The organism is Mycobacterium sp. DHQP2018-32-09, from assembly GCF_058148405.1.
Genome location: NZ_JBYVYK010000039.1, coordinates 25323 through 44608 on the forward strand (window position 1 = coordinate 25323; position 19286 = coordinate 44608).

Below are 19286 nucleotides of genomic sequence, written 5' to 3' on the forward strand. Positions count from 1 at the left end.
TCAGCTCAGATAACCCTCGACCTGATCACCGGGACGCACGTTGGCCTCGTCGGGATCCTGGCCGTTGTCGCGCAGGGCCCGCCGCTGACGCAGCAGGTCCCAGCACTGGTCGAGCTGTACCTCGACGGCGCGCAATCGGTCGTGCTCCTCGCTCGCGCTGATGTCGTGGTGCTGCAGCTTGGCGCGCAGTTCACGCTCCTCGGCCACCAGCTCGTCGACCTGGCTGAGAATGTCACGGTCCTTGTCCACGCCCCCAGTCTGCCCGACTACGGTGGTCGACGTGGCAAGCGACCAGAAACCCGAGATCGAGTTCCCCGACGGCCCCGCGCCCACCGAGCTGGTGATCGAGGACCTCGTGGTGGGCGAGGGCACCGAAGCGGTCCCCGGCGGCAACGTGACGGTGCACTACGTCGGCGTCGAGTACGACACGGGCGAGGAGTTCGACAGCTCCTGGAACCGTGGCCAGTCCATCGAGTTTCCGCTGCGCGGCCTCATCCAGGGCTGGCAGGACGGCATTCCTGGGATGCGCGTCGGCGGCCGCCGCAAGCTCACCATTCCGCCGGAGCAGGCCTACGGCCCCGCCGGCGGTGGGCACCGACTGTCGGGCAAGACGCTGATCTTCGTGATCGACCTGCTCGACGCCCGCTAGGGAGTGGTGACGGGTTCTGGGCAGCCGCGGCGCGAGGCGCGGTACTACCGGCTCCGGCCGGGGGCCGGCTGGCTGGCTGCGGCGGTCCTGGTGCCGTTGCTGCTCGCCGTGATCGGCTGGGCCGACGCGTACCGCGATACCGGCGTCGTCGAGGTGACCGCACCGGTGGTGAGTCCCTCGGCGTCGTTGACGCCGCAGCCCGCCCCCAACGCCACGTCCGCGCCGTCGCCCACACCGCCGCGGCCGTTGGGGACGTTCTCGATCGTGCGTTCCGGTGCCGGCTTCACCATCGGTGGCCAGATGCCCAGCGCGAGCGAGAAGGACGGGCTCGTCCAGGCGCTGTCCATGGCCATGCCGGGTGGCGCCATCGTGGACCAGCTGACCGTGGATCCGGCCGTGCGCGCGCCCGACATCGCGGCCCTCGGCGGGGTGTTCGGCGTGATCCCCGAGATCGAGGGCTTCACGCTGCGCTGCGACGGCACCACCGTGACGCTGTCCGGGACCGCACCGCGGTCCCAGGTGCGTGCCGCTGCGGAGTCCGCCGCGGCGGCGGCGTGGCCGAAGCTGAAGATCGTCAACGACATTCGCGGCGGCTGAGGAGACACGGGATGGGATTGCTGCTCGGCTGGCTGGTGTACCTGGCGGCCTTCCTGGCCGGTTCGCTGCTCGCGTGGCTGGTGATCGCGGTCGCGGTGGTGCGCGTCAGCGAAGACGAGGCACGCGAGTGATCGCCGTGAACTGGTGGCTGGTCGGCATCGCGTTCGTGCTGGGCGCGCTGCTCACCACGGCGTGGACGCTGCGGCGGGTCGCGGTGGACCTGCCCGAGGACGACGGCGACGCGCAGCCGCGACGGATGAGCGCGGGCACCAAGATCCTGCTCGGCATCCCCGAGGATGCCGAAGACACCGACGATTCCGACGGGGCCGCACCGCCGAAGGGTTAGTGGGGTGCGGGCAGCCGCAGCAGCAGCCGCGCCCCGCCGAGGGGACTGGACTGCAAGGCCGCCGTGCCACCGTGCAATTCGGCCTGCTGGCCCACCAGGGCCAACCCCAAGCCGGATCCCGACTGCGATGCCGTCGAGCCGCGGGCGAACCGGTCGAACACCACCGTGCGTTCGGCCTCCGGCACGCCGACGCCGTCGTCGTCCACCGCGATCTCGACCCCGTCGCGCGAGCTGACCGCCGACAGTTGCACGCGGGTGGCGCCACCGTGCTTGACGGCGTTGGCGATCGCGTTGTCCACGGCCAGGCGCAGCCCCGCGGGCAGGCCGACGATGATCACGGTGGGCGCGGGCACCAGCGACACCTCGAGATCCGGGTACACGCGCATGGCGTCGTGGGCGGCGCGATCGAGCAGTTCGGTGATGTCGACCGGCACGTGGTCGTCGGAGGTCGACAGCTCGCCCTGGGCCAGTCGCTCCAGCGCCGACAGCGTCGCCTCGATGCGCGACTGCGTGCGGATGACGTCGCCGAGCACCTCACGCCGCTGCTCGTCGGACATGTCCAGGGTGGCGAGCACCTCGAGGTTGGTCCGCATGGCCGTCAGCGGCGTGCGCAGTTCGTGCGACGACACCGCGGCGAAGTCGCGCGCCGACGCCAGCGCGGAGTTGGACCGCTCCTGCTCGTCCCAGATCCGTTGCACCAGACCGTTGACGGCGTCGCCGATCTCGACGGCCTCGGTGGCGCCGCGCACCTCGACGTTGGGTTCGTCACCGCCGACGTCGATGGCGCGGGTCTGGTGGGCGAGCCGCTTGAGCGGCCGTACCGCGAAGGCGGCCAGCAGCCAGCCGGCGACGGCGGCAGCGCCGATCGCGAACGAGCAGATCACGATGACGCGGCGGTGCAGGTTGTTGGTGTCGGAGATGGTCGCGTCGTAGGTGGCGCCGACGGCGACCGACATCGTCTCGGGACCGCGGATGTCGACGGTTCGCACGCGGTAGCGCACCCCGTCGACGACGGTGTCCTCGTAGCCCGGGGGCAGTTGCGGCAGCGTCACGTTGGAGTTCGACGTGACGTCGCCGTCGTGGCGCACCGTGATCACGGCGTCCTGGTCGTTGGGTGAACGCGGGATCTCGTCGAGCCCACGCGGCAGGAACGGGATCGCGAACCCGGCGGCCTCGTCGAGCCTGCGATCCAGGCGTTCCTTGCGATCGTTGGTGACGCCGATCCAGACGATGGTGCCCACGATGCCGACGACGATTGCGGCGGCGATGGCCGTGGCGAACGCGACGCGGGTCCGAAGTGACGGCGTGCGACGGAAGACCCGGGTCGGCGAGGACACGTGCGCGCTACTTCCGTCTGCTCGTCGCGCAGGCGCTCATCACTGCTGCCGCAGTACGAAGCCCACGCCGCGCACCGTGTGCAGGAGACGTGGTGCGCCGCCTGCCTCGAGCTTGCGGCGCAGGTATCCGATGAACACGTCGACGACGTTGGTGTCCGCGGCGAAGTCGTAACCCCAGACGAGTTCGAGCAGCTGGGCCCGCGACAGCACCGCGGTCTTGTGCTCGGCCAGCACGGCCAGCAGGTCGAATTCCCGCTTGGTGAGGTCGACGTCGGCGCCGTTGACGCGGGCGCGACGGCCGGGGATGTCCACCTCGAGCGGGCCGACCGCGATGGTCTCCGAGGAGAAGGTGGCGGTGGCACCGCGTCGGCGCAGCAGGGCCTTGACGCGCGCCACCAACTCTGCGAGCACGAACGGCTTGACCAGGTAGTCGTCGGCTCCGGCCTCGAGACCGGCGACGCGGTCGTCGACCGAGCTGCGCGCCGACAGCACGCAGACGGGCACGTCGTTGTCCATGGCGCGCAGCGCGGTCACCACGCTCACGCCGTCGAGTACCGGCATGTTGATGTCGAGCACGATGGCGTCGGGCCGCGTCTCGGTGGCGCTGCGCAGCGCTTCGGCGCCGTCGACGGCCGTGAACACCTCGAACCCGGACAGTCGCAACCCGCGCTCCAGCGAGGCGAGGACGTCGGGATCGTCGTCCACCACCAGCACGCGGGGAGATGAGCCGCTTCCTGAGTCCATGGGCACAATCTTGCCCGATGGCCCCCGGCGTCCGTGGGAGGCACGGGACCGGGCGGTGACGCGAACCTGGGAACGGCGCGTTTCGCGTTCACCCAGGACTCGCTCGTCGGCGCTGCTGGGCGGGCCGGCCATCGTCGCGTCGCCGGCGCAGCGCGCACGGTGGTGTTCGTGCGCACGAAATTCAACCCGCGGTTCGTCGTCGCCGCCGCGGGGGTACTCGGCTACCTCGGCGTGGTCGAGCGATTTCGGCGCGCTTTCGTTCGCTCAGCGAACGTGAGCGCGCCGAAATCGCACCACGGGATGGCTTTGACCTGAATCATTGTTGAGGTCCTACGGTGATGACATGAGCTTGGAAACGGTGGCGCGACAGACGCTGTACCGGCAGAGCCATGCTCGGGGCGGCGACCTGCGGGCATTGGCCAACGGCGGGCTGCTGCGTCGTATCTGGACGTTCTCGGCGCGGCACCACCGTCGGCTGGGCGGGTTCGTCGCGCTCAGCGTGGTGGGTGCCCTGCTGGCGGTGGCGACGCCGTTGCTGGCGGGCAGGGTGGTCGACGCCATCGTGGGCGCGGGCCCGGCGTCGACGGTGGTGGCGCTCGCGGCGCTGATCGCTGCGGTGGCGGTGGCGGAGACCGCGGTGACGATGCTGACGCGGTGGTTGTCGGCGACCATCGGCGAGGGGTTGATCCTCGATCTGCGGACCGCGGTGTTCGACCACGTGCAGCGGATGCCCGTCGCGTTCTTCACGCGGACGCGCACCGGCGCCCTGGTGAGCCGGCTGGGCAGCGACGTGCTGGGCGCGCAGCGCGCGTTCTCCGACACGTTGTCGGGCGTGGTGTCCAACGCCGTGACGCTGACACTGACGCTGGTGGTCATGCTCGGCATCTCCTGGCAGATCACGCTGGCGGCGCTGGTGCTGACGCCGCTGTTCCTGCTGCCCGCGCGTCGGATGGGCCGCACCATGGCCGAGCTGAGCCGCGCGGCGGCGACGCACAACGCGGCGATGAACACCCAGATGACGGAGCGGTTCTCCGCCCCGGGCGCGACGCTGGTCAAGCTGTTCGGCAGCCCGGCGCGGGAGTCGGCGGACTTCGCGTCGCGCGCGGATCGCGTGCGCGCCATCGGCGTGCGGACCTCGATGCTTCAGGCCACGTTCCTGAACTCGCTGACGTTGATGTCGGCGTTGGCGTTGGCGCTGGTGTACGGGCTGGGCGGGGTGCTGGCGATCGGCGGGCACCTGCAGGCGGGCGCCATCGTGTCGCTGGCGCTGCTGCTGACCCGGCTGTACGCGCCGCTGACGGCCCTGGCCAATGCGCGGGTCGAGATCGCCAGCGCGCTGGTCAGCTTCGAGCGGGTCTTCGAGGTGCTGGACCTGGTGCCGTTGATCCGGGACCGGCCCACCGCCACCGCGTTGCCCGACGGGCCGCTGGGCGTCGAGTTCGACGACGTGCGCTTCGCGTACCCGGCGGCCGCCGAGGTGTCGCTGGCGTCGCTGGAGGACGTCGCGGTGCTCGACGAGCGCGGTGGTGAGGAGGTGCTGCACGGCGTCTCGTTCACGGCCGAGCCCGGGCAGATGGTGGCGCTGGTCGGATCCTCCGGCGCAGGCAAGTCGACCATCGCGTCGTTGATCGCCCGGCTGTACGACGTCTCGTCGGGGGCGGTGCGGCTGGCCGGTACCGACGTGCGCGACGCGACGGCGGCGTCGCTGCGGGAAGCCGTCGGCGTGGTCACGCAGGACGGTCACCTGTTCCACGAGTCCATTCGCGCCAACCTGACGTTGGGGGACCGGCAGGTCACCGACGACGAGATCTGGACGGCGCTGCGCCGGGCACGCTTGGACGAGGTGGTCGCCGACATGCCCGACGGGCTGGACACCATCGTGGGCGAGCGCGGCTACCGGCTCTCGGGTGGACAGCGGCAGCGGCTCACCATCGCGCGCCTGCTGCTGGGCCGCTCCCGCGTGGTGGTGCTGGACGAGGCGACGGCGGCGCTGGACTCCGAGTCGGAGGCCTTCGTGGCACAGGCCCTGGCCGAGGCACTGGCCGGCCGCACGTCGATCGTGATCGCCCACCGGCTGTCGACCATCAGGGCGGCCGACGTCATCCTGGTGGTCGAAGGTGGGCGCATCGTCGAACGGGGTACCCACGCCGAGCTGTTGGCCCGCCGCGGGCGGTATGCCCGGCTGTACGTGACGCAGTTCCGCGAGGGTGCCGGCGCCGCCTGAGAGCGGCATGTTCGGTTGTCCGGAACGGCGGCCCCGCGCGAGCATCGGGACTATCGGAGTGAGTTGTCGGAGTGGGTTGGTAGACACGGATCGGAAGGGGTGGGGACATGCGCAGCGCACGCGGGGCCATCGCACGGCCGTCGGCGCGTCGGCGTGCCTCCACCTCGCTGGTCCGGTTGCTGCCGTACCTGTTGCCGTACAAGTGGCGGTGGATCGTCATGGTGGTGGTCGCCGTCGCCAGCCTCGGCGCCACGGTCGGCATCCCGCTGATGACCAAGGCCGTGATCGACGGGCCCGTGCGCCATCAGGACCAGCGGGGGCTGTGGGTGCTGGGCGCTGCGGCCATGGGCGTCGGCATCGCCGAGGCGGTGACGTGGTTCATCCGGCGGTGGCTGGTCGCGCGCGCCACCAACGGTGTCGAGGCGGACATCCGCAAGGATCTCTATGCCCGGCTGCAGATCCTCCCGATGTCGTTCCACGGCCGCTGGCAGTCGGGGCAGCTGTTGTCGCGCGTGATGAACGACCTGAGCACCATCCGTCAGTTCATGTCGTTCGGGCTGCTCTTCTTGGTGCTCAACGGCATTCAGATCGTCGTCGTCACGGCCATCCTGCTGTCGATGTACTGGCCGCTGGGCGTCGTGGTGGTGGTCTCGGTGGTCCCGATCACGGTGACGGTGCTGCACTTCCAGCGACGCTTCACGGCCCTGTCGCGGTTGTCGCAGGACCAGGCGGGGCACGTCGCCACCGACGTCGAGGAGTCGGCGCTGGGCGTGCGGGTGGTCAAGTCGTTCGGACGGGAGGAGTACGCGTTCGACCGGTTCGACGCCAAGGTCGACGCGCTGTACCGGACGGAGATCGACAAGGTCGCGGTGTCGGCGAAGTTCTGGACGTTGCTGGAGGTCATCCCCAACGTCACGCTGATCCTGGTGCTCGGTTTCGGCGCCTACGCCGCGGGCCACGGCGAGGTCACGCTCGGCACGCTGGTCGCGTTCATCACGATGATGCTGTCGCTGGTGTGGCCCATCGCCTCCCTGGGCTTCCTGCTGTCGATGACGCAGGAGGCCTTCACGGCGGCCGACCGGGTGGCCGAGATCTTCGACGCACCCCGGGAGATCACCGACGGTCCGGTGACGCGGGTGCCCCGCGGCGGCCGGCTCGAACTCGTCGACGTCGGGTTCCGGTTCCCCGACGCCGAGGCGTGGGCGCTGCGGCACGTGAACCTGACCGTCGAACCGGGGGAGACCGTGGCGCTCGTCGGCGCCACGGGATCGGGCAAGTCGGTGCTGGCGGCCCTGCTGTCGCGGTTGTACGACGTCACCGAGGGCGCCATTTGGATCGACGGTGAGGACGTCCGCGAGCTGTCGCTGACCGCGCTGCGCAGCACGGTCGCCACCGCATTCGAGGATCCGACGCTGTTCTCGATGTCGGTGGCCGAGAACCTGCGGCTGGGCAATCCGACGGCGTCGCAGGCCGACCTCGACCGGGCCATCGACGTGGCCGCGGCCGGGTTCGTCTACGACCTGCCGTTCGGGTTGGACACCCGCATCGGCGAGCAGGGCATGAGCCTGTCCGGTGGTCAGCGGCAGCGCCTGTCGCTGGCCCGCGCGATCCTCGCCGCGCCGTCGATCCTGGTGCTCGACGACACGCTGTCGGCGCTCGACGTGCACACCGAGGCCAAGGTCACCGAGGCCCTGGGCCGCATCCTCGCCGACGTCACCGGCATCGTCGTGGCCCACCGGGCGTCGACGGTGCTGCTGGCCGACCGCGTGGCCCTCATCGACCGCGGCACCGTCACCCACGTCGGCACGCACGCCGAGCTGCTGGCCGACGTGCCGCAGTACCGCCACCTGCTGGCCGCCGACGACGAGCTGGACGACGGTGCCGAGCGTGCCTGCGACTGGGAGGACGACGACGACCGGGCCCGGCTGGCCGATCTGTTCCGCGAGGGTCGGGCGCTCGAGGAGGTCACCGAGCGCGACGAGTTCACGCCCGAGGCGAGGACCCGATGAGCGACTGGCGCGGGCAGACCCTCGAGGATCGCACCGACGACCTGCCCATCGACGAGACGGTGTCCCGCAGGCGGGAGGCACGGACGCTGCTCGGGTCGCTGCTGCGGCCGTATGCGGTGGCCGTCGCGCTGCTCGCCGTCGTGGTGGTGGTGGAGAACGCCGCGCGGCTGTCGGTTCCGCTGCTGGTGCAGCGCGGTATCGACCACGGCATCCCCCCCATCGTCGACGGCGGGCCGGCGCGGGAGCTTTTGACGATCGTGGGCACGCTCTGTGGCGTGGTGCTGCTGCAGGCCGTCAGCCGGATGTACTTCCTGCGCCGCTCGGGTCGCATCGGCCAGGACGTCCTGCTGGAGCTGCGCCGGCGGCTGTATCGGCATTTCCAACGGCTTGACGTGGCGTTCCACGACCGGTACACGTCTGGGCGGGTGGTGGCCCGATCGACCAACGACGTCGAGGCCATCCAGGACATGCTGCAGACCGGGTTCGACGGGCTCATCACGGCGGTGCTGACGCTGGGCGGTACGGCGGTGCTGCTGGTGGTTCTCGACGTACACCTGGGCTTGCTGTGTCTGGTGGCGTTCCCGGTGCTGATCGCGTTGGTGTGGTGGTTCCGGACGCAGTCGTCGCGGGTGTATCGGCGGGTCCGCGAGAGCGCCGCGTTGGTGATCGTGCAGTTCGTCGAGACCATGACGGGCATCAAGGCCGTGCAGGCCTACCGTCGCGAACCCCGCAACCAGGAGATCTTCGACGACGTCGCCGATCAGTACCGTGACGTCAACGAGCGCGCGTTCAAGCTGCTGGCGGTGTTCATGCCGGGCGTCAAGCTCGTCGGCAACGTCACCACCGGCGTCGTGCTGCTCTACGGCGGCTACCGGGTGCTGCACGGGGACATGACCATCGGCACGCTGACGGCGTTCCTGCTGTACCTGCGCATGTTCTTCGAGCCCATGCAGGAGATCTCGCAGTTCTTCAACACGTTCCAGTCGGCCGCGGCGGCCCTGGAGAAGATCGCGGGCGTGCTGGCGCAGCGGCCGGGGATCGCCGATCCGCGAGTGCCGGTGGCTCTGCCGAAGGTCGAGGGCGACATCGCCTTTCGGGACGTCGAGTTCGGCTACGTGGCCGACCGGCCGGTGCTGCCGGGGTTGACGCTCGAGGTGCCTGCGGGTCAGACCGTCGCGCTGGTGGGTACGACGGGGGCGGGCAAGACCACCATCGCGAAGTTGATCGCCCGGTTCTACGACCCCACGGCCGGGGCGGTGCTGCTCGACGGCGTCGACCTGCGCGATCTCGAACAGTCGGAGTTGCGCCGGCACGTCGTGATGGTGACGCAGGAGAACTTCGTGTTCGAGGGCACCGTCGCCGACAACATCCGCTTCGGCAGGCCCGAGGCCTCGGACGCGGAGGTCCTGGCCGCCGCGTCGGCGGTGGGCGCGGACCGGTTCATCGCCGAGCTGCCCGACGGGTACGACACCGACGTGGCCAAGCGTGGCGGCCGGCTGTCCGCCGGGCAGCGGCAGTTGATCGCGTTCGCGCGGGCGTTCCTGGCGGATCCGGCGGTGTTGATCTTGGACGAGGCCACCTCGTCGCTGGACATTCCGAGTGAGCGATTGGTGCAGCGGGCGCTGGCGACGGTGTTGGCCGATCGCACGGCGTTGGTGATCGCGCACCGGTTGTCGACGGTTCAGATCGCCGACCGCGTGCTGGTGTTGGAGCAGGGGCGTGTCGTGGAGGACGGCCCACCCGCGGACCTCGTGACCGGCGACGGCCGGTATGCGGCGCTGCACCGGGCGTGGGTGGATTCGTTGGCCTGAGGTCGGCCCGATGGGGGTCTGTCGCGGTCCGCCCGAAGCGTCATGCCGATGGCGCGGTGCGGTGCAGGTCGATCAGTTCCTCGAGGTGGCGGTGGACGTGGTCGAGGGGCTCGGTGGTGCGTTGCGCAAGGGCCATGACCACCGCGCCTTCGATGGCCGCGATGGCCGTGGTGGCCAGTCCGGCGCGCACGGATTCGGGAATTCCGTTGTCGCGCAGGGTTTCTGACAGCAGGTCCCGCCAGTCGGCGAAGACGCCTGCGGCCACGTCGGCCGCCTCCGGGGAGTCGCTGCGGCCGAGGGCCGCGGCGACGATGGGGCAGCCTGCCGCGAAGTCCCCGGCCTCGAGCATCGCCTTCCACTGCGTCACGAACGTCGCGAGGGGGTCGGCGGTGCCGTCGAGTGCGGCGATGACGGCGCCTATCGCGGCCCCGGCGCGGGCGGTCGCCACCGCCACCATCTCGGCCTTGCCTTTGGGGAAGGCGAGGTAGATCGAACGGCGGGACACCCCGCTGCGTTCCAGGATGGCGGCGACGCCCGTCCCGGCCACGCCGCACCGGCGCATCAGGTGGATGGTGCTCTCGATGAGCTTGTCGCTCGCCGCCATCGGCCGTCCTCGACTGTCGTGTCCGTCACACCCCCGGTGCCATTGTCACTATACCAATCGGTGTACTAGCGTCCGGGTAAACCGATCGATCTACCGATGGAGGCGCGGGCATGCTGGGTGGCCAACGATGGCTGGTGATGGTCGTGGTCGGGGTCGTGGCGGCGTCGGGCGCCGTGATCGGCTCGCTGCGACTGCGTGACATCCCCGATCGCGCCATCGGACACTCGCCGGCGCGGCATGCGGTGGCCGAGCCCCGCGAGCGGCTCGTCGAGTATCGACTCGACGGCGAACCGGGGCGACGCGCCACCGCGTCCTTCCTGGCCCCCGACGGTCGCGTCGTCGACGTCGACGTGGCCCTCCCGTGGCGCGCGCAGGCGCGGTTGACCACGCTGACGGCCGCGGTCGGCCTCACCGCGCAGACCGGCGGCGACCGCTTGCGATGCGAGATCGCGGTCGACGGGGCGTCGCGGATCCTGCGGGAGGCGACCGCGCGGGCCGCCGTCGTCGACTGCGCGGTTCCGGCGGTATGAGCCCGATGCGCAACGTGCGCCGCCACGTCCGCCAGACCGTGCACGGTCTCGCCGGTGAACTGCGACGACCCGTGCGCCTCTCCGACGTGCGCGCGTCACAGCGTCCCTGGTTCGGCCGCCTGCTCTACGGGCTGTCGCTGCCCATCGTCCTGGTGTGGCTGGTGCTGGTCGGTGTGCTCAACGTTGCCGTGCCGCAACTGGAAACGGTGATCGACCAGCACGCGAAGTCGTTCCTGCCCGACGAGGCGTCGGCGGTGCGGGCGCTGGTGAAGATGGGCGAACACTTCGGCGGCGGGGGCAGCAACAACTTCGTGTACCTGCTCGTCGAGGGGCGGGAACCGCTCGACGGCACGGCGCGTGACTACTACGACGAGGTGGTGCGTCGGCTCACCGCGGATACGGCGCACGTGAGTTCGGTGATGAACCTGTGGGCGGATCGCGATCTCGCGCCTGCCGCGCAGAGCAGCGACGGCAAGGCCGCCTACGCGCTGGTGAACCTGACCGGGAACATGGGGACTGCGGCGGCCATGGAGTCGACGCGGGTCGCCCGCGACGTCGTTGCCACGGTGCCTGCACCGCAGGGGATCTCGGCATACGTCACGGGACCGTCGGCCGTCGTCAACGACGAGTTGGTGGCCATCTCGAACTCCATCTTCCGGCTGATCACGCTGTGCTCGGTGTTGGTCACGGCGGTGTTGTTGGTGGTCTATCGTTCGCTGGCAACGGCTTTGGTGCCGCTGCTGGTCGTCGCGACCAGTCTGGGTTGTGCCAGGGCGTTGATCGCGCTGTTCGGTGGGCTGGAGTGGATCGGCGTGTCGATGTTCGCCGCGGCCCTCTCGGCGGTGGTGGTGCTCGGGGCGGGTACCAACTACGGCATCTTCCTGGTGGGGCGCTACCAGGAGGGTCGCCGTCACGGACTCACCCCGCAGGACGCGTATTACGGCGCGCTGAAGGGGGTCTCGCACATCATCGTCGCGTCGGCACTCACGGTGGCCGGGGCCATGGCGTGCCTGGTGCTGACGCGGCTGTCGATCTTCAGTACGTCCGGACTGCCCTGCACCATCGCCATCGTGGTGACGTTGGCCGCGGCGCTCACCCTGGGTCCTGCGCTGCTCGCCGTGCTCATCCGCATGGGTTACGTGGAGCCCAGGGGCGACGGCTCGACGCGTCGGTGGCGACGTGTCGCGACGGCGGTGGTGCGGTGGCCCGGCCCGGTGCTGACGGGTGCGGTGGCGCTGCTGCTGGCGGCCATCGCCCTGGTGCCGACGTATCGGCCGAGCTACGACGAGCGGCACGCGCAACCGGCGGACTCGCCGGCCAACACGGGGTTCGCGGTGGCCGACCGGCACTTGCCGCCGAACGTGATGGCCCCGAGCGTCGTGATCCTGGAGGCCGACCACGACATGCGCAATCCGGCCGACGTGGTCGCGCTGGACCGCATGACCGCGGCCATCGCGGGCATCGGCGGCATCGACGCCGTCCAGGGCATCACCCGGCCGTTGAAGACGCCGATCACGCAGGGCACGTTGACCAGTCAGGCCGGTTACATCGGCAACCGGATCCAGCAGACGGCGGCGCTGCTCACCGCGCGGTTGCGGGACGTACGGGCCGTGGAGGACGCCCTCGACGGGCTCGACGGATCCGCCAGGGCACTGTCGGGTGCGCTGGCGCAGGGTCAGGGCGGCGCGACCGAGCTCGAGGAGGCCGTGACGACGCTGCGGTCCGATGCGGTGACCCTGGCGGCGAAACTCGAGGTGGTGCGCGATGCCAGCGCACCCGCCGTCGATCTCCTCCGGGGTCTGCCGCAGTGTGCGTCGATCGACGTCTGCCAGGGGGCGCTGACGGGGTTCTCGTTGATCGACGACGTACGCGGGCTCGACGAGCTGTCGGCGCAGGTACGGCAGGGGACGGCGACGGCGGCGGCGGCACTGCCCCGTGCGGCCGCCGAGATTCCCGGCATCACGGCCGCCATTGCCCAGGTGCGCCAGGTGATCCAGCCGTTGCAGAGCAGCCTCGCGGCCCTGATCCCGCAGACCACCGAGATCACCGACTTCCTCGCCGACGTGAGCCAGGCATACGCGAAGGGCGCGCCCGCCACTGGGTTCTTCCTGCCGTCGCAGGCCATCGAGAGCCCCCTGTTCCGCAGTGCGATCCCGTACTTCTTCTCCTCCGACGGCACCGTCACCCGCATGGTGGTGACGCCGACGATCGAGGGATTCAGCAGGCAGGCAATGGATGTCAGTCAGCAGGTGATTCCCGCGGCGCTCGGAGCCATCAAGGGCACGTCGCTACAGGGGGCGACCGTGAGCATCGGCGGCCCCGGTGGAACCCTGCTGAACATCGAATCCTTCGCTCACGAGGACTTCGTCGCGATCGTGATCGCCGCGTTCGCGTTCGTGTTCTGCGTGGTGCTGGTGCTGTTGCGCAGTCTGGTCGCCGCCGTCGTGGTGATCGGCACGGTCGGCGTCTCGTATCTGGCCGCACTGGGGCTCGGAGTCTTCGTCTGGCAGGACGTCGTGGGCAACCCGCTGCACTGGTCGGTGGCCCCGGTGGCGTTCACGTTCCTGGTGGCGGTCGGGGCGGACTACAACATGCTGCTGGTCAGCCGGATGAAGGAGGAGATGGCCGCAGGGGTCGGTACCGGTCTGATCCGCGCGATGGTGGGCACCGGCAGCGTCGTGACCACCGCGGGCCTGACGTTCGGCGTGACGATGTTCGCGATGCTGGGCAGTGCGGCGACCAACATCGCGCAGATCGGCACCACGGTGGGCATCGGCCTGATGATCGACACGCTCGTCGTGCGGTCGCTGGTGGTTCCCGCCATCGCCCGGTCGTGCGGCAGGTGGTTCTGGTGGCCGACGGCCTTCGTGCGCATGCCCGCGCGTTCGGCGGTCGGGTCGGCGCCGTCGCGCTAGGGTCGCCGAGCATGACGCTCAACCAACTGCGGGCCTTCGTGGTGGCGGAGCGGCTGGGGTCCTTCACCGCGGCGGCCGAGGCCCTGCAGATGGCGCAGGCGTCGGTGTCGGAGTTGGTGCGCCGGCTGGAGGAGGAGCTCGACGCGCAGTTGTTCGTGCGCGGCAGCAGGCGGTTGGCGCTGACGGCGGCGGGCCGGGAGCTGCTGCCGTACGCGCAGCAGTCGGTACACGCGGCCGACGGCGGCGTGCAGGCAGTGCGCGCGGCGGGGTCGTTGGGCGGGGGGACGGCGACGTTCGGCGTGCCGCGCAACGCGGACTACTACCTGCTCTCGCACCTGGTGCAGACCTTCCACATGCGTTATCCGGCGGTGCGGGTGCGGCTGGTCGGGCAGAACTCGGCCGAGACCGCCGCGGCGATCCAGGCGGGCGAGATCGAGGCGGGCATGCTGATCCTGCCGATCGACGACGAGGACCTGACGGTGCGTCCGCTGCTGCGCGACGAGGTGTTCTACGTCAGCGCCGCACCGCTGGACGCACCGGTCACCATCGGTCACGTCGCGCGTGCCCGGCTGGTGCTGTACGACGCGCACTACGGCTGGAAGGACCCGACGCGACGCCAGCTCGCCGAGCGCGCCCAGCTGGCCGGGTTTCGGCTCGAACCGGTGATCGAGGTCGAGCACGTCGAGTCGGCGCTCAAGCTGGTGGCCGCCGGCGTCGGTGACACCCTCGTCAGCGGTGCTGTCATCGCCAGCGGCGCGTTCCCGCGCGGGTTGCACACCGTGGCGTTCGCCGAGCCGCTCTACGACACCATCGCGCTCGCCCAGCATCGCGGCAGGCCGCTGTCGAACGCCACCCGGGAGTTCGCGCGCCTGGCCGAGGACACCGTGCGCGATCTGCCCGTGGTGCCGCCGGCACACGACGATTCGGGCGCGCGGGCGGTACCGCTGATCGACCATCGCCGCGTCTGAACTGCAGCGTTTCCCTGATACAGGATTATCCTGTGGTTCGTGCAGGAATCACCCTTCTAGTCCTTCGGCTGGTTTGGGCCTAGCGTCGCCGCCATGCAGATCACCGCCGCCGAAGCCCGCGCCCTCGGACCGTTCACCTGGCTCAAGCGACCCGCCGTCGACGGCCCGCCCGCGCAGCGCGACCCCAAGGTCGTCGAACGCGTCTCGGAGATGTTGACCGACATCGAGCGCAACGGCATGGACGCCGTGCGCGCCTACTCCCGCGAACTCGACGGCTGGAGCGGCGACGTCGAGGTGAGCGACGCCGAGCTGCGTCGCAGCGGAGACGCGCTGCCCGCCGACGTGCGCGCCTCCATGGACCTCGGTTACGAGCGCACCCACCGCTTCGCGACTGCCACCCGCACGCATCTGAGCGACTTCGAAGTCGATCTCGCGCCCGGCGTCGTCGGCGGCGTCCAGTACGTGCCGGTGACCCGCGTCGGCGCCTACCTGCCCGCGGGCCGGTTCCCGCTGCTCGCCAGCGCCTTCATGACCGTCGGCGTGGCCAAGGCGGCAGGGGTTCCCACGGTGCTGGCCTGCACCCCGCCATCGGGTGAGCACGGTGCGCACCCCGCGGTGCTCTACGGCGCGTACCTCTCGCGCGCCGATCGCGTGTTCGCGCTCGGCGGTGTCCAGGCGTTGGGCGCCATGGCCTTCGGCCTGCTGGGTGACGCCCCCGTCGACATGCTGGTGGGTGCGGGCAACGCCTTCGTCACCGAAGCCAAGCGTCAGCTCTTCGGCCTGGTCGGCATCGACCTGCTGGCCGGCCCGTCCGAGGTCGCCGTCCTGGCCGACGGCACCGCCAACCCGGAATGGGTGGCCGCCGATCTGCTGGGTCAGGCCGAGCACGGCCCCAACTCGCCGGCCGCGCTCATCACCACGTCGGAATCGTTGGGGCGCAGGGTGATCGAGGCCATCGATCGGCAATTGGCCACCCTGAGCACGCGGGAGATCGCCGGCGCCGCCTGGCGTGACTTCGGTTCGGTGATCGTGGCCACCGACCGGGCCCAGGCCGCGGCCATCAGCGACGTGTTGGGCCCCGAGCACCTCGAGGTGCAGACCGACGACGACGACTACTTCCTCAAGGAGCTGCGCAACTACGGCTCGCTGTTCATCGGGCCGTGGAGCACGGTCGCCTACTCGGACAAGGGCATCGCGGGCACCAACCACGTGCTGCCCACCGGGAAGACGGCGCGCTACAACGCCGGGCTGTCGGTGTCGCGGTTCCTCAAGCCGCTGACCTACCAGCGGGCCCAGCGCGAGGCCACCGCGGCGCTCGCGCCCGCCGTCGAACGCATCTCCGCCTTCGAGGGACTGGCCGCACACGAGGCCACGGCCACCATCCGCATCGACGAGATCGGCAGGCACTCCGGGGCGTTCGACGGCACCCCGGCCGTCGACCGGGAGCGCTGATGGCCGGGGTCGGGCTCGTGGCCGTCGCGGCGACGGTGGTCTTCGGGGACGTCGACGGCAACCTGGCCCGCGTGCGCGACGTCCTCGCCGGCGTCCCCGATGGTCCCGCCCTCGTCGTCTTCCCCGAGTTGTGCACCAGTGGTTACGTGTTCGCCGACGCCGCCGAGGCCCGACAGCTGGCCACGACGGTCGACGACGCGCGCTGGGACGCGGTCGCGGCAGCCGTGCCCGAAGGCGCGGTGGCCGTCGTGGGGTTCTGCGAGAGCGCGGGCGGACGCCTGTTCAACTCGGCGCTGGTGCTGACGCGCGACGGAGTTCTGGGGTGCTACCGCAAGTCGCATCTGTGGGCCGTCGAGCGCGAGGTGTTCACCCCCGGCGACGAGGCCGGTGCGGTCATGGACACCCCGATCGGCACACTCGGCGTGGCGATCTGCTACGACAACGAGTTCCCGGAGGTACCACGGCAACTCGCGCTGCGCGGCGCCCAGGTGCTGGCGCTGCCGGTGAACTGGCCACTGGTGGACCGCCCGGCGGGGTCCCTGCCACCGGAGACCATCCAGGCGATGGCCGCGGCGCGCTCGTCGCGCTTGCCGACGGTCATCGCCGATCGTCATGGCAGCGAGCGGGGCGTGGTGTGGACCGGTGGCACCGCCGTCGTCTCACAAGACGGCTGGGTGTGCGCCACCCCCGACGAGCACGGCATCGCCGCCGCGACCGTCGCACTGCACCACGACAAGTCGCTGGGCGCGTACAACGATCTGTTCGGCGACCGTCGGCCCGACCTCTATGACCGCGAGAACCACCTGAGCAGCGAGCGAGGAATCCATGCCTGAGTCATCCGCGATCGAATCGAAGTCCATCGACTGGGTTCCGCTGGCGGAGCGGCGGGGCAAACCGTCGACGCTGTTTCCACTGTGGTTCATGTCGAACGCCAACCTGACGACGCTGGCCACCGGCATGGTCGGCGCTGCCCTCGGGGCGTCGTTCCTGACCTCGCTGGTGGCCATCGTCCTGGGTGCCGCCGTCGGCACGGTGTTCACCGCGTTCCACTCCGCGCAGGGCCCGCAGCTCGGGCTGCCGCAGATGATCCAGTCGCGCGCACAGTTCGGCTACCGGGGCGTGGTGGTCATCTGCGCGGTGGTGGTGTTCAGCATCGTCGGGTTCAACGTGTTCAACCAGATCCTGGCGGCCGACGTCATCACGCTGGCCACCGGCACGGACCTGCGCGACCTCTGGTTCGTGATCATCACGGCGCTGGCGTTGACGCTGGCGATCTACGGCTACCACTGGATCCACCGCTTCCAGACGTGGCTCACGTGGCTGTTCCTGGCCACGTTCGGCGTGTTCACGGTGGCCGCGCTGGTGTGGCTGGACGTTCCGATGGCGCAGTTCGGGTTCGGTGGGTTCACCTGGGCGGCGTTCCTGGTGCAGTTCGGTGCCGCCGCGGCGTACGCCCTGGGGTGGGCGCCCTACGTGTCGGACTACTCGCGCTACCTCCCGCCGCAGACCAGCCCCCGAAAGGCGTTGTGGTACACCTATTCCGGCGTGTTCGTCGGGGCGTCGTGGCTGATGGCCCTGGGCGCTCTGGTGGCCGGCGTGTTCGCCGATCTGTCGCCGCTGGAGGCGGTCCGCAACGCCGCCGACGCCCTGCTGCCCGGGTCGGGGACGTGGCTGCTGGTGGCGGCGCTGCCGGGCCTGGTCACCGTGATCACCGTCAACGTCTACGCGGCGTCGCTGGAGCTGATCACCATGGTGGACTCCTTCCGGCCCGTCCAGCCCACCCGCAGGCTGCGGATCGTCGCATGCAGCGTCATCGCCGGGGCGGGACTCCTGGGCGCCGTCCTGTCGTCGGGCGAGTTCCTCGCGAACTTCTCCAGCTTCCTGGTGGTGCTGCTGTACCTGCTGGTGCCGTGGACGTCGGTGAACCTGGTGGACTACTACGTGGTGCGGCGCGGCCACTACGCCATCCGCGAGATCTTCGTCGCCGACGGGGGCGTTTACGGGTCGTGGGGGTGGCGCGGCCTGGCCGCCTACGCCATCGGCATCGTCGCGATGATCCCGTTCGTGGTCACGGTCTGGTACACCGGCCCCGTCGCCGCGGCGCTCGGCGGCGTCGACGTGGCGCTGTTCGTGGGCCTGCTGGTGTCGGCCATCGCCTACGTCCTGATGGCACGGTCGCTGGACCTGGCCGCGGAAACGGCCAAGGCCGAGGCGGATTCGCGCGAGCACGGCATGGCCGCTGTGACGTTCGCGGGCCGGTCGGCGCCGGTCGAGACGTAGCCGGCTACGGCAGCAGCCCGTGGCCGCGGGCTCGGTTGACGGCCTCGAGGCGCGTGCGGGTGCCGAGTTTGGCCGATGCGCTGCGCAGATAGCTCTTGACGGTCTCGGGTTTGAGCGAGAGCCGGCGTGCCGCCTCGGCATTGGTGTGGCCGAGCGCCACTTGGGTCAGCACGTCGAGTTCGCGGGCGCTCAGGCCCACCTCGGCGGGCGCGTCGGCACCGGCAAGCCGGTCTGCCAGGGTGCGCACGGCATCGCTCGGCACCGGGGCGCCGGCCGCGGCCAGCCGCCGCAGTTCGGCGTGGACCTCGCGGACGTGCTCGGGGGTCTGAGCCACCAGGCGCAGCGCGAGCCGACGGTCCACTTCGTCGCGGATGCGCATCTCGTCGGCGATGCGGCGGGCCGAGCCCACCACCAGGTCGGCCGCGCGTCCGCCGACGGGCGCGCCGGTCCGGTAGGCGCCGTAGAGCACCGCGCGGGGCACCCCGTCGACGACCACGGGAACGGCCAGCACCGATCGGATGCCCTCGCTGAGCACCGGATGGTCGTAGTCGTGGGTGATGCTGCCGCAGTTGCGGTAGTCGGCCACCGACATCGGCCTGCCGGCCACCATGCTGGCGCCGCCCAGCCCGGAACTGGACCGCACCACCAGCCCGCGCAGCAGCCCGGTCCTGGTGCCGATGAACTCGCTGAGCAGCAGTCCGTCACCGTGCACCTCGCCGCCGAACAGCACCGGTACCCGGCTCTCGGTGGACACCCGGCGCAGTTCGGCGCGCAGCACGTCGGAGTCCCGGGTCGCCAGCACGGGCACCCTCCTTCGGGG

General features: G+C 70.7%; 19 protein-coding genes. 14 read left to right on the forward strand and 5 right to left on the reverse strand.

Features of this window, described 5'->3' with window-relative positions:
* Positions 1 to 249, reverse strand: coding sequence for a DUF2630 family protein (locus AC30CM_RS18785; RefSeq protein WP_490118414.1), 249 nt, complete (start codon positions 247 to 249; stop codon positions 1 to 3).
* 31 nt (positions 250 to 280) lie between these two features.
* On the opposite strand from AC30CM_RS18785, the gene AC30CM_RS18790 reads away from it, so the two are divergent.
* From AC30CM_RS18790 to arfC, 4 genes are read left to right on the forward strand one after another with little or no spacing between them, the layout of a single operon-like run.
* A complete protein-coding gene (locus tag AC30CM_RS18790) occupies positions 281 to 649 on the forward strand; it encodes an FKBP-type peptidyl-prolyl cis-trans isomerase (RefSeq protein WP_490118415.1) in 369 nt (122 codons plus the stop codon).
* 6 nt (positions 650 to 655) lie between these two features.
* Positions 656 to 1246, forward strand: a complete 591-nt coding sequence (gene arfA, locus AC30CM_RS18795; protein WP_490118416.1) for a channel-forming protein ArfA/OmpATb — start codon at positions 656 to 658, stop codon at positions 1244 to 1246.
* Positions 1247 to 1257: 11 nt separating this feature from the next.
* Entirely contained in the window at positions 1258 to 1377 is a 120-nt protein-coding gene (arfB, locus tag AC30CM_RS18800) for a channel accessory protein ArfB (protein ID WP_490118417.1), read from the forward strand.
* Positions 1374 to 1592 carry a channel accessory protein ArfC gene (gene arfC, locus AC30CM_RS18805; RefSeq protein ID WP_490118418.1) on the forward strand — a complete coding sequence of 73 codons (219 nt, stop codon included), beginning with the start codon at positions 1374 to 1376 and terminating at the stop codon, positions 1590 to 1592. Before arfB ends, arfC begins: the two co-directional genes overlap by 4 nt.
* On the opposite strand, the gene AC30CM_RS18810 is transcribed toward arfC, so the two are convergent.
* Entirely contained in the window at positions 1589 to 2929 is a 1341-nt protein-coding gene (locus AC30CM_RS18810; protein ID WP_490118419.1) for a HAMP domain-containing sensor histidine kinase, read from the reverse strand. The genes arfC and AC30CM_RS18810 overlap by 4 nt on opposite strands.
* A gap of 39 nt (positions 2930 to 2968) precedes the next feature.
* Positions 2969 to 3673 (reverse strand): two-component system response regulator PrrA, encoded by a 705-nt coding sequence (prrA, locus tag AC30CM_RS18815; protein ID WP_490118420.1) that lies wholly within the window; start codon positions 3671 to 3673, stop codon positions 2969 to 2971.
* A 33-nt stretch (positions 3674 to 3706) separates the two neighbouring features.
* Between prrA and AC30CM_RS18820 the strand changes: the two genes are divergently transcribed.
* The 4 genes from AC30CM_RS18820 to AC30CM_RS18835 all read left to right on the forward strand — a co-directional run bounded on the left by AC30CM_RS18820 (position 3707) and on the right by AC30CM_RS18835 (position 9717).
* Positions 3707 to 3988 (forward strand): hypothetical protein, encoded by a 282-nt coding sequence (locus tag AC30CM_RS18820; protein ID WP_490118421.1) that lies wholly within the window; start codon positions 3707 to 3709, stop codon positions 3986 to 3988.
* Positions 3989 to 4016: 28 nt separating this feature from the next.
* Complete coding sequence (locus AC30CM_RS18825; RefSeq protein WP_490118422.1) at positions 4017 to 5897, forward strand: ABC transporter ATP-binding protein; 1881 nt, start codon at positions 4017 to 4019, stop codon at positions 5895 to 5897.
* A gap of 107 nt (positions 5898 to 6004) precedes the next feature.
* Positions 6005 to 7906, forward strand: coding sequence for an ABC transporter ATP-binding protein (locus AC30CM_RS18830; protein ID WP_490118423.1), 1902 nt, complete (start codon positions 6005 to 6007; stop codon positions 7904 to 7906).
* Positions 7903 to 9717, forward strand: coding sequence for an ABC transporter ATP-binding protein (locus tag AC30CM_RS18835; RefSeq protein WP_490118424.1), 1815 nt, complete (start codon positions 7903 to 7905; stop codon positions 9715 to 9717). The genes AC30CM_RS18830 and AC30CM_RS18835 overlap by 4 nt, the downstream gene beginning before the upstream one ends.
* Before the next feature lie 40 nt (positions 9718 to 9757).
* Here AC30CM_RS18835 and AC30CM_RS18840 read toward each other — a convergent pair whose 3' ends face one another.
* The gene (locus AC30CM_RS18840; RefSeq protein WP_490118425.1) at positions 9758 to 10321 is read right to left on the reverse strand and encodes a TetR/AcrR family transcriptional regulator; all 564 of its coding nucleotides are present in this window, start codon (positions 10319 to 10321) and stop codon (positions 9758 to 9760) included.
* A gap of 110 nt (positions 10322 to 10431) precedes the next feature.
* On the opposite strand from AC30CM_RS18840, the gene AC30CM_RS18845 reads away from it, so the two are divergent.
* The 6 genes from AC30CM_RS18845 to AC30CM_RS18870 all read left to right on the forward strand — a co-directional run bounded on the left by AC30CM_RS18845 (position 10432) and on the right by AC30CM_RS18870 (position 18466).
* A complete protein-coding gene (locus AC30CM_RS18845; protein WP_490118426.1) occupies positions 10432 to 10851 on the forward strand; it encodes an MmpS family transport accessory protein in 420 nt (139 codons plus the stop codon).
* Positions 10848 to 13766: an MMPL/RND family transporter gene (locus AC30CM_RS18850; protein WP_490118427.1), complete on the forward strand. Its 2919-nt coding sequence runs from the start codon at positions 10848 to 10850 to the stop codon at positions 13764 to 13766. Before AC30CM_RS18845 ends, AC30CM_RS18850 begins: the two co-directional genes overlap by 4 nt.
* A gap of 11 nt (positions 13767 to 13777) precedes the next feature.
* Positions 13778 to 14734: a LysR family transcriptional regulator gene (locus AC30CM_RS18855; RefSeq protein WP_490118428.1), complete on the forward strand. Its 957-nt coding sequence runs from the start codon at positions 13778 to 13780 to the stop codon at positions 14732 to 14734.
* Positions 14735 to 14827: 93 nt separating this feature from the next.
* On the forward strand, positions 14828 to 16186 hold the full coding sequence (gene hisD, locus AC30CM_RS18860) for a histidinol dehydrogenase (RefSeq protein WP_490118429.1): 1359 nt from the start codon (positions 14828 to 14830) through the stop codon (positions 16184 to 16186).
* Complete coding sequence (locus AC30CM_RS18865; protein ID WP_490118430.1) at positions 16186 to 17019, forward strand: nitrilase-related carbon-nitrogen hydrolase; 834 nt, start codon at positions 16186 to 16188, stop codon at positions 17017 to 17019. Before hisD ends, AC30CM_RS18865 begins: the two co-directional genes overlap by 1 nt.
* Entirely contained in the window at positions 17012 to 18466 is a 1455-nt protein-coding gene (locus AC30CM_RS18870; protein ID WP_490118431.1) for a purine-cytosine permease family protein, read from the forward strand. Before AC30CM_RS18865 ends, AC30CM_RS18870 begins: the two co-directional genes overlap by 8 nt.
* A 4-nt stretch (positions 18467 to 18470) precedes the next feature.
* Here AC30CM_RS18870 and AC30CM_RS18875 read toward each other — a convergent pair whose 3' ends face one another.
* Positions 18471 to 19274 (reverse strand): helix-turn-helix transcriptional regulator, encoded by an 804-nt coding sequence (locus AC30CM_RS18875; protein WP_490118432.1) that lies wholly within the window; start codon positions 19272 to 19274, stop codon positions 18471 to 18473.
* Positions 19275 to 19286: the final 12 nt, after the last annotated feature.

Excerpts from the sequence above, each read along its gene's own strand:
- arfB (WP_490118417.1), top strand. The coding sequence starts at position 1,258 with ATGGGATTGCTGCTCGGCTGGCTGGTGTACCTGGCGGCCTTCCTGGCC.
- prrA (WP_490118420.1), bottom strand. The coding sequence starts at position 3,673 with ATGGACTCAGGAAGCGGCTCATCTCCCCGCGTGCTGGTGGTGGACGAC.
- AC30CM_RS18825 (WP_490118422.1), top strand. The coding sequence starts at position 4,017 with ATGAGCTTGGAAACGGTGGCGCGACAGACGCTGTACCGGCAGAGCCAT.
- AC30CM_RS18830 (WP_490118423.1), top strand. The coding sequence starts at position 6,005 with ATGCGCAGCGCACGCGGGGCCATCGCACGGCCGTCGGCGCGTCGGCGT.
- AC30CM_RS18835 (WP_490118424.1), top strand. The coding sequence starts at position 7,903 with ATGAGCGACTGGCGCGGGCAGACCCTCGAGGATCGCACCGACGACCTG.
- AC30CM_RS18840 (WP_490118425.1), bottom strand. The coding sequence starts at position 10,321 with ATGGCGGCGAGCGACAAGCTCATCGAGAGCACCATCCACCTGATGCGC.
- AC30CM_RS18845 (WP_490118426.1), top strand. The coding sequence starts at position 10,432 with ATGCTGGGTGGCCAACGATGGCTGGTGATGGTCGTGGTCGGGGTCGTG.
- AC30CM_RS18850 (WP_490118427.1), top strand. The coding sequence starts at position 10,848 with ATGAGCCCGATGCGCAACGTGCGCCGCCACGTCCGCCAGACCGTGCAC.
- AC30CM_RS18855 (WP_490118428.1), top strand. The coding sequence starts at position 13,778 with ATGACGCTCAACCAACTGCGGGCCTTCGTGGTGGCGGAGCGGCTGGGG.
- hisD (WP_490118429.1), top strand. The coding sequence starts at position 14,828 with ATGCAGATCACCGCCGCCGAAGCCCGCGCCCTCGGACCGTTCACCTGG.
- AC30CM_RS18865 (WP_490118430.1), top strand. The coding sequence starts at position 16,186 with ATGGCCGGGGTCGGGCTCGTGGCCGTCGCGGCGACGGTGGTCTTCGGG.
- AC30CM_RS18870 (WP_490118431.1), top strand. The coding sequence starts at position 17,012 with ATGCCTGAGTCATCCGCGATCGAATCGAAGTCCATCGACTGGGTTCCG.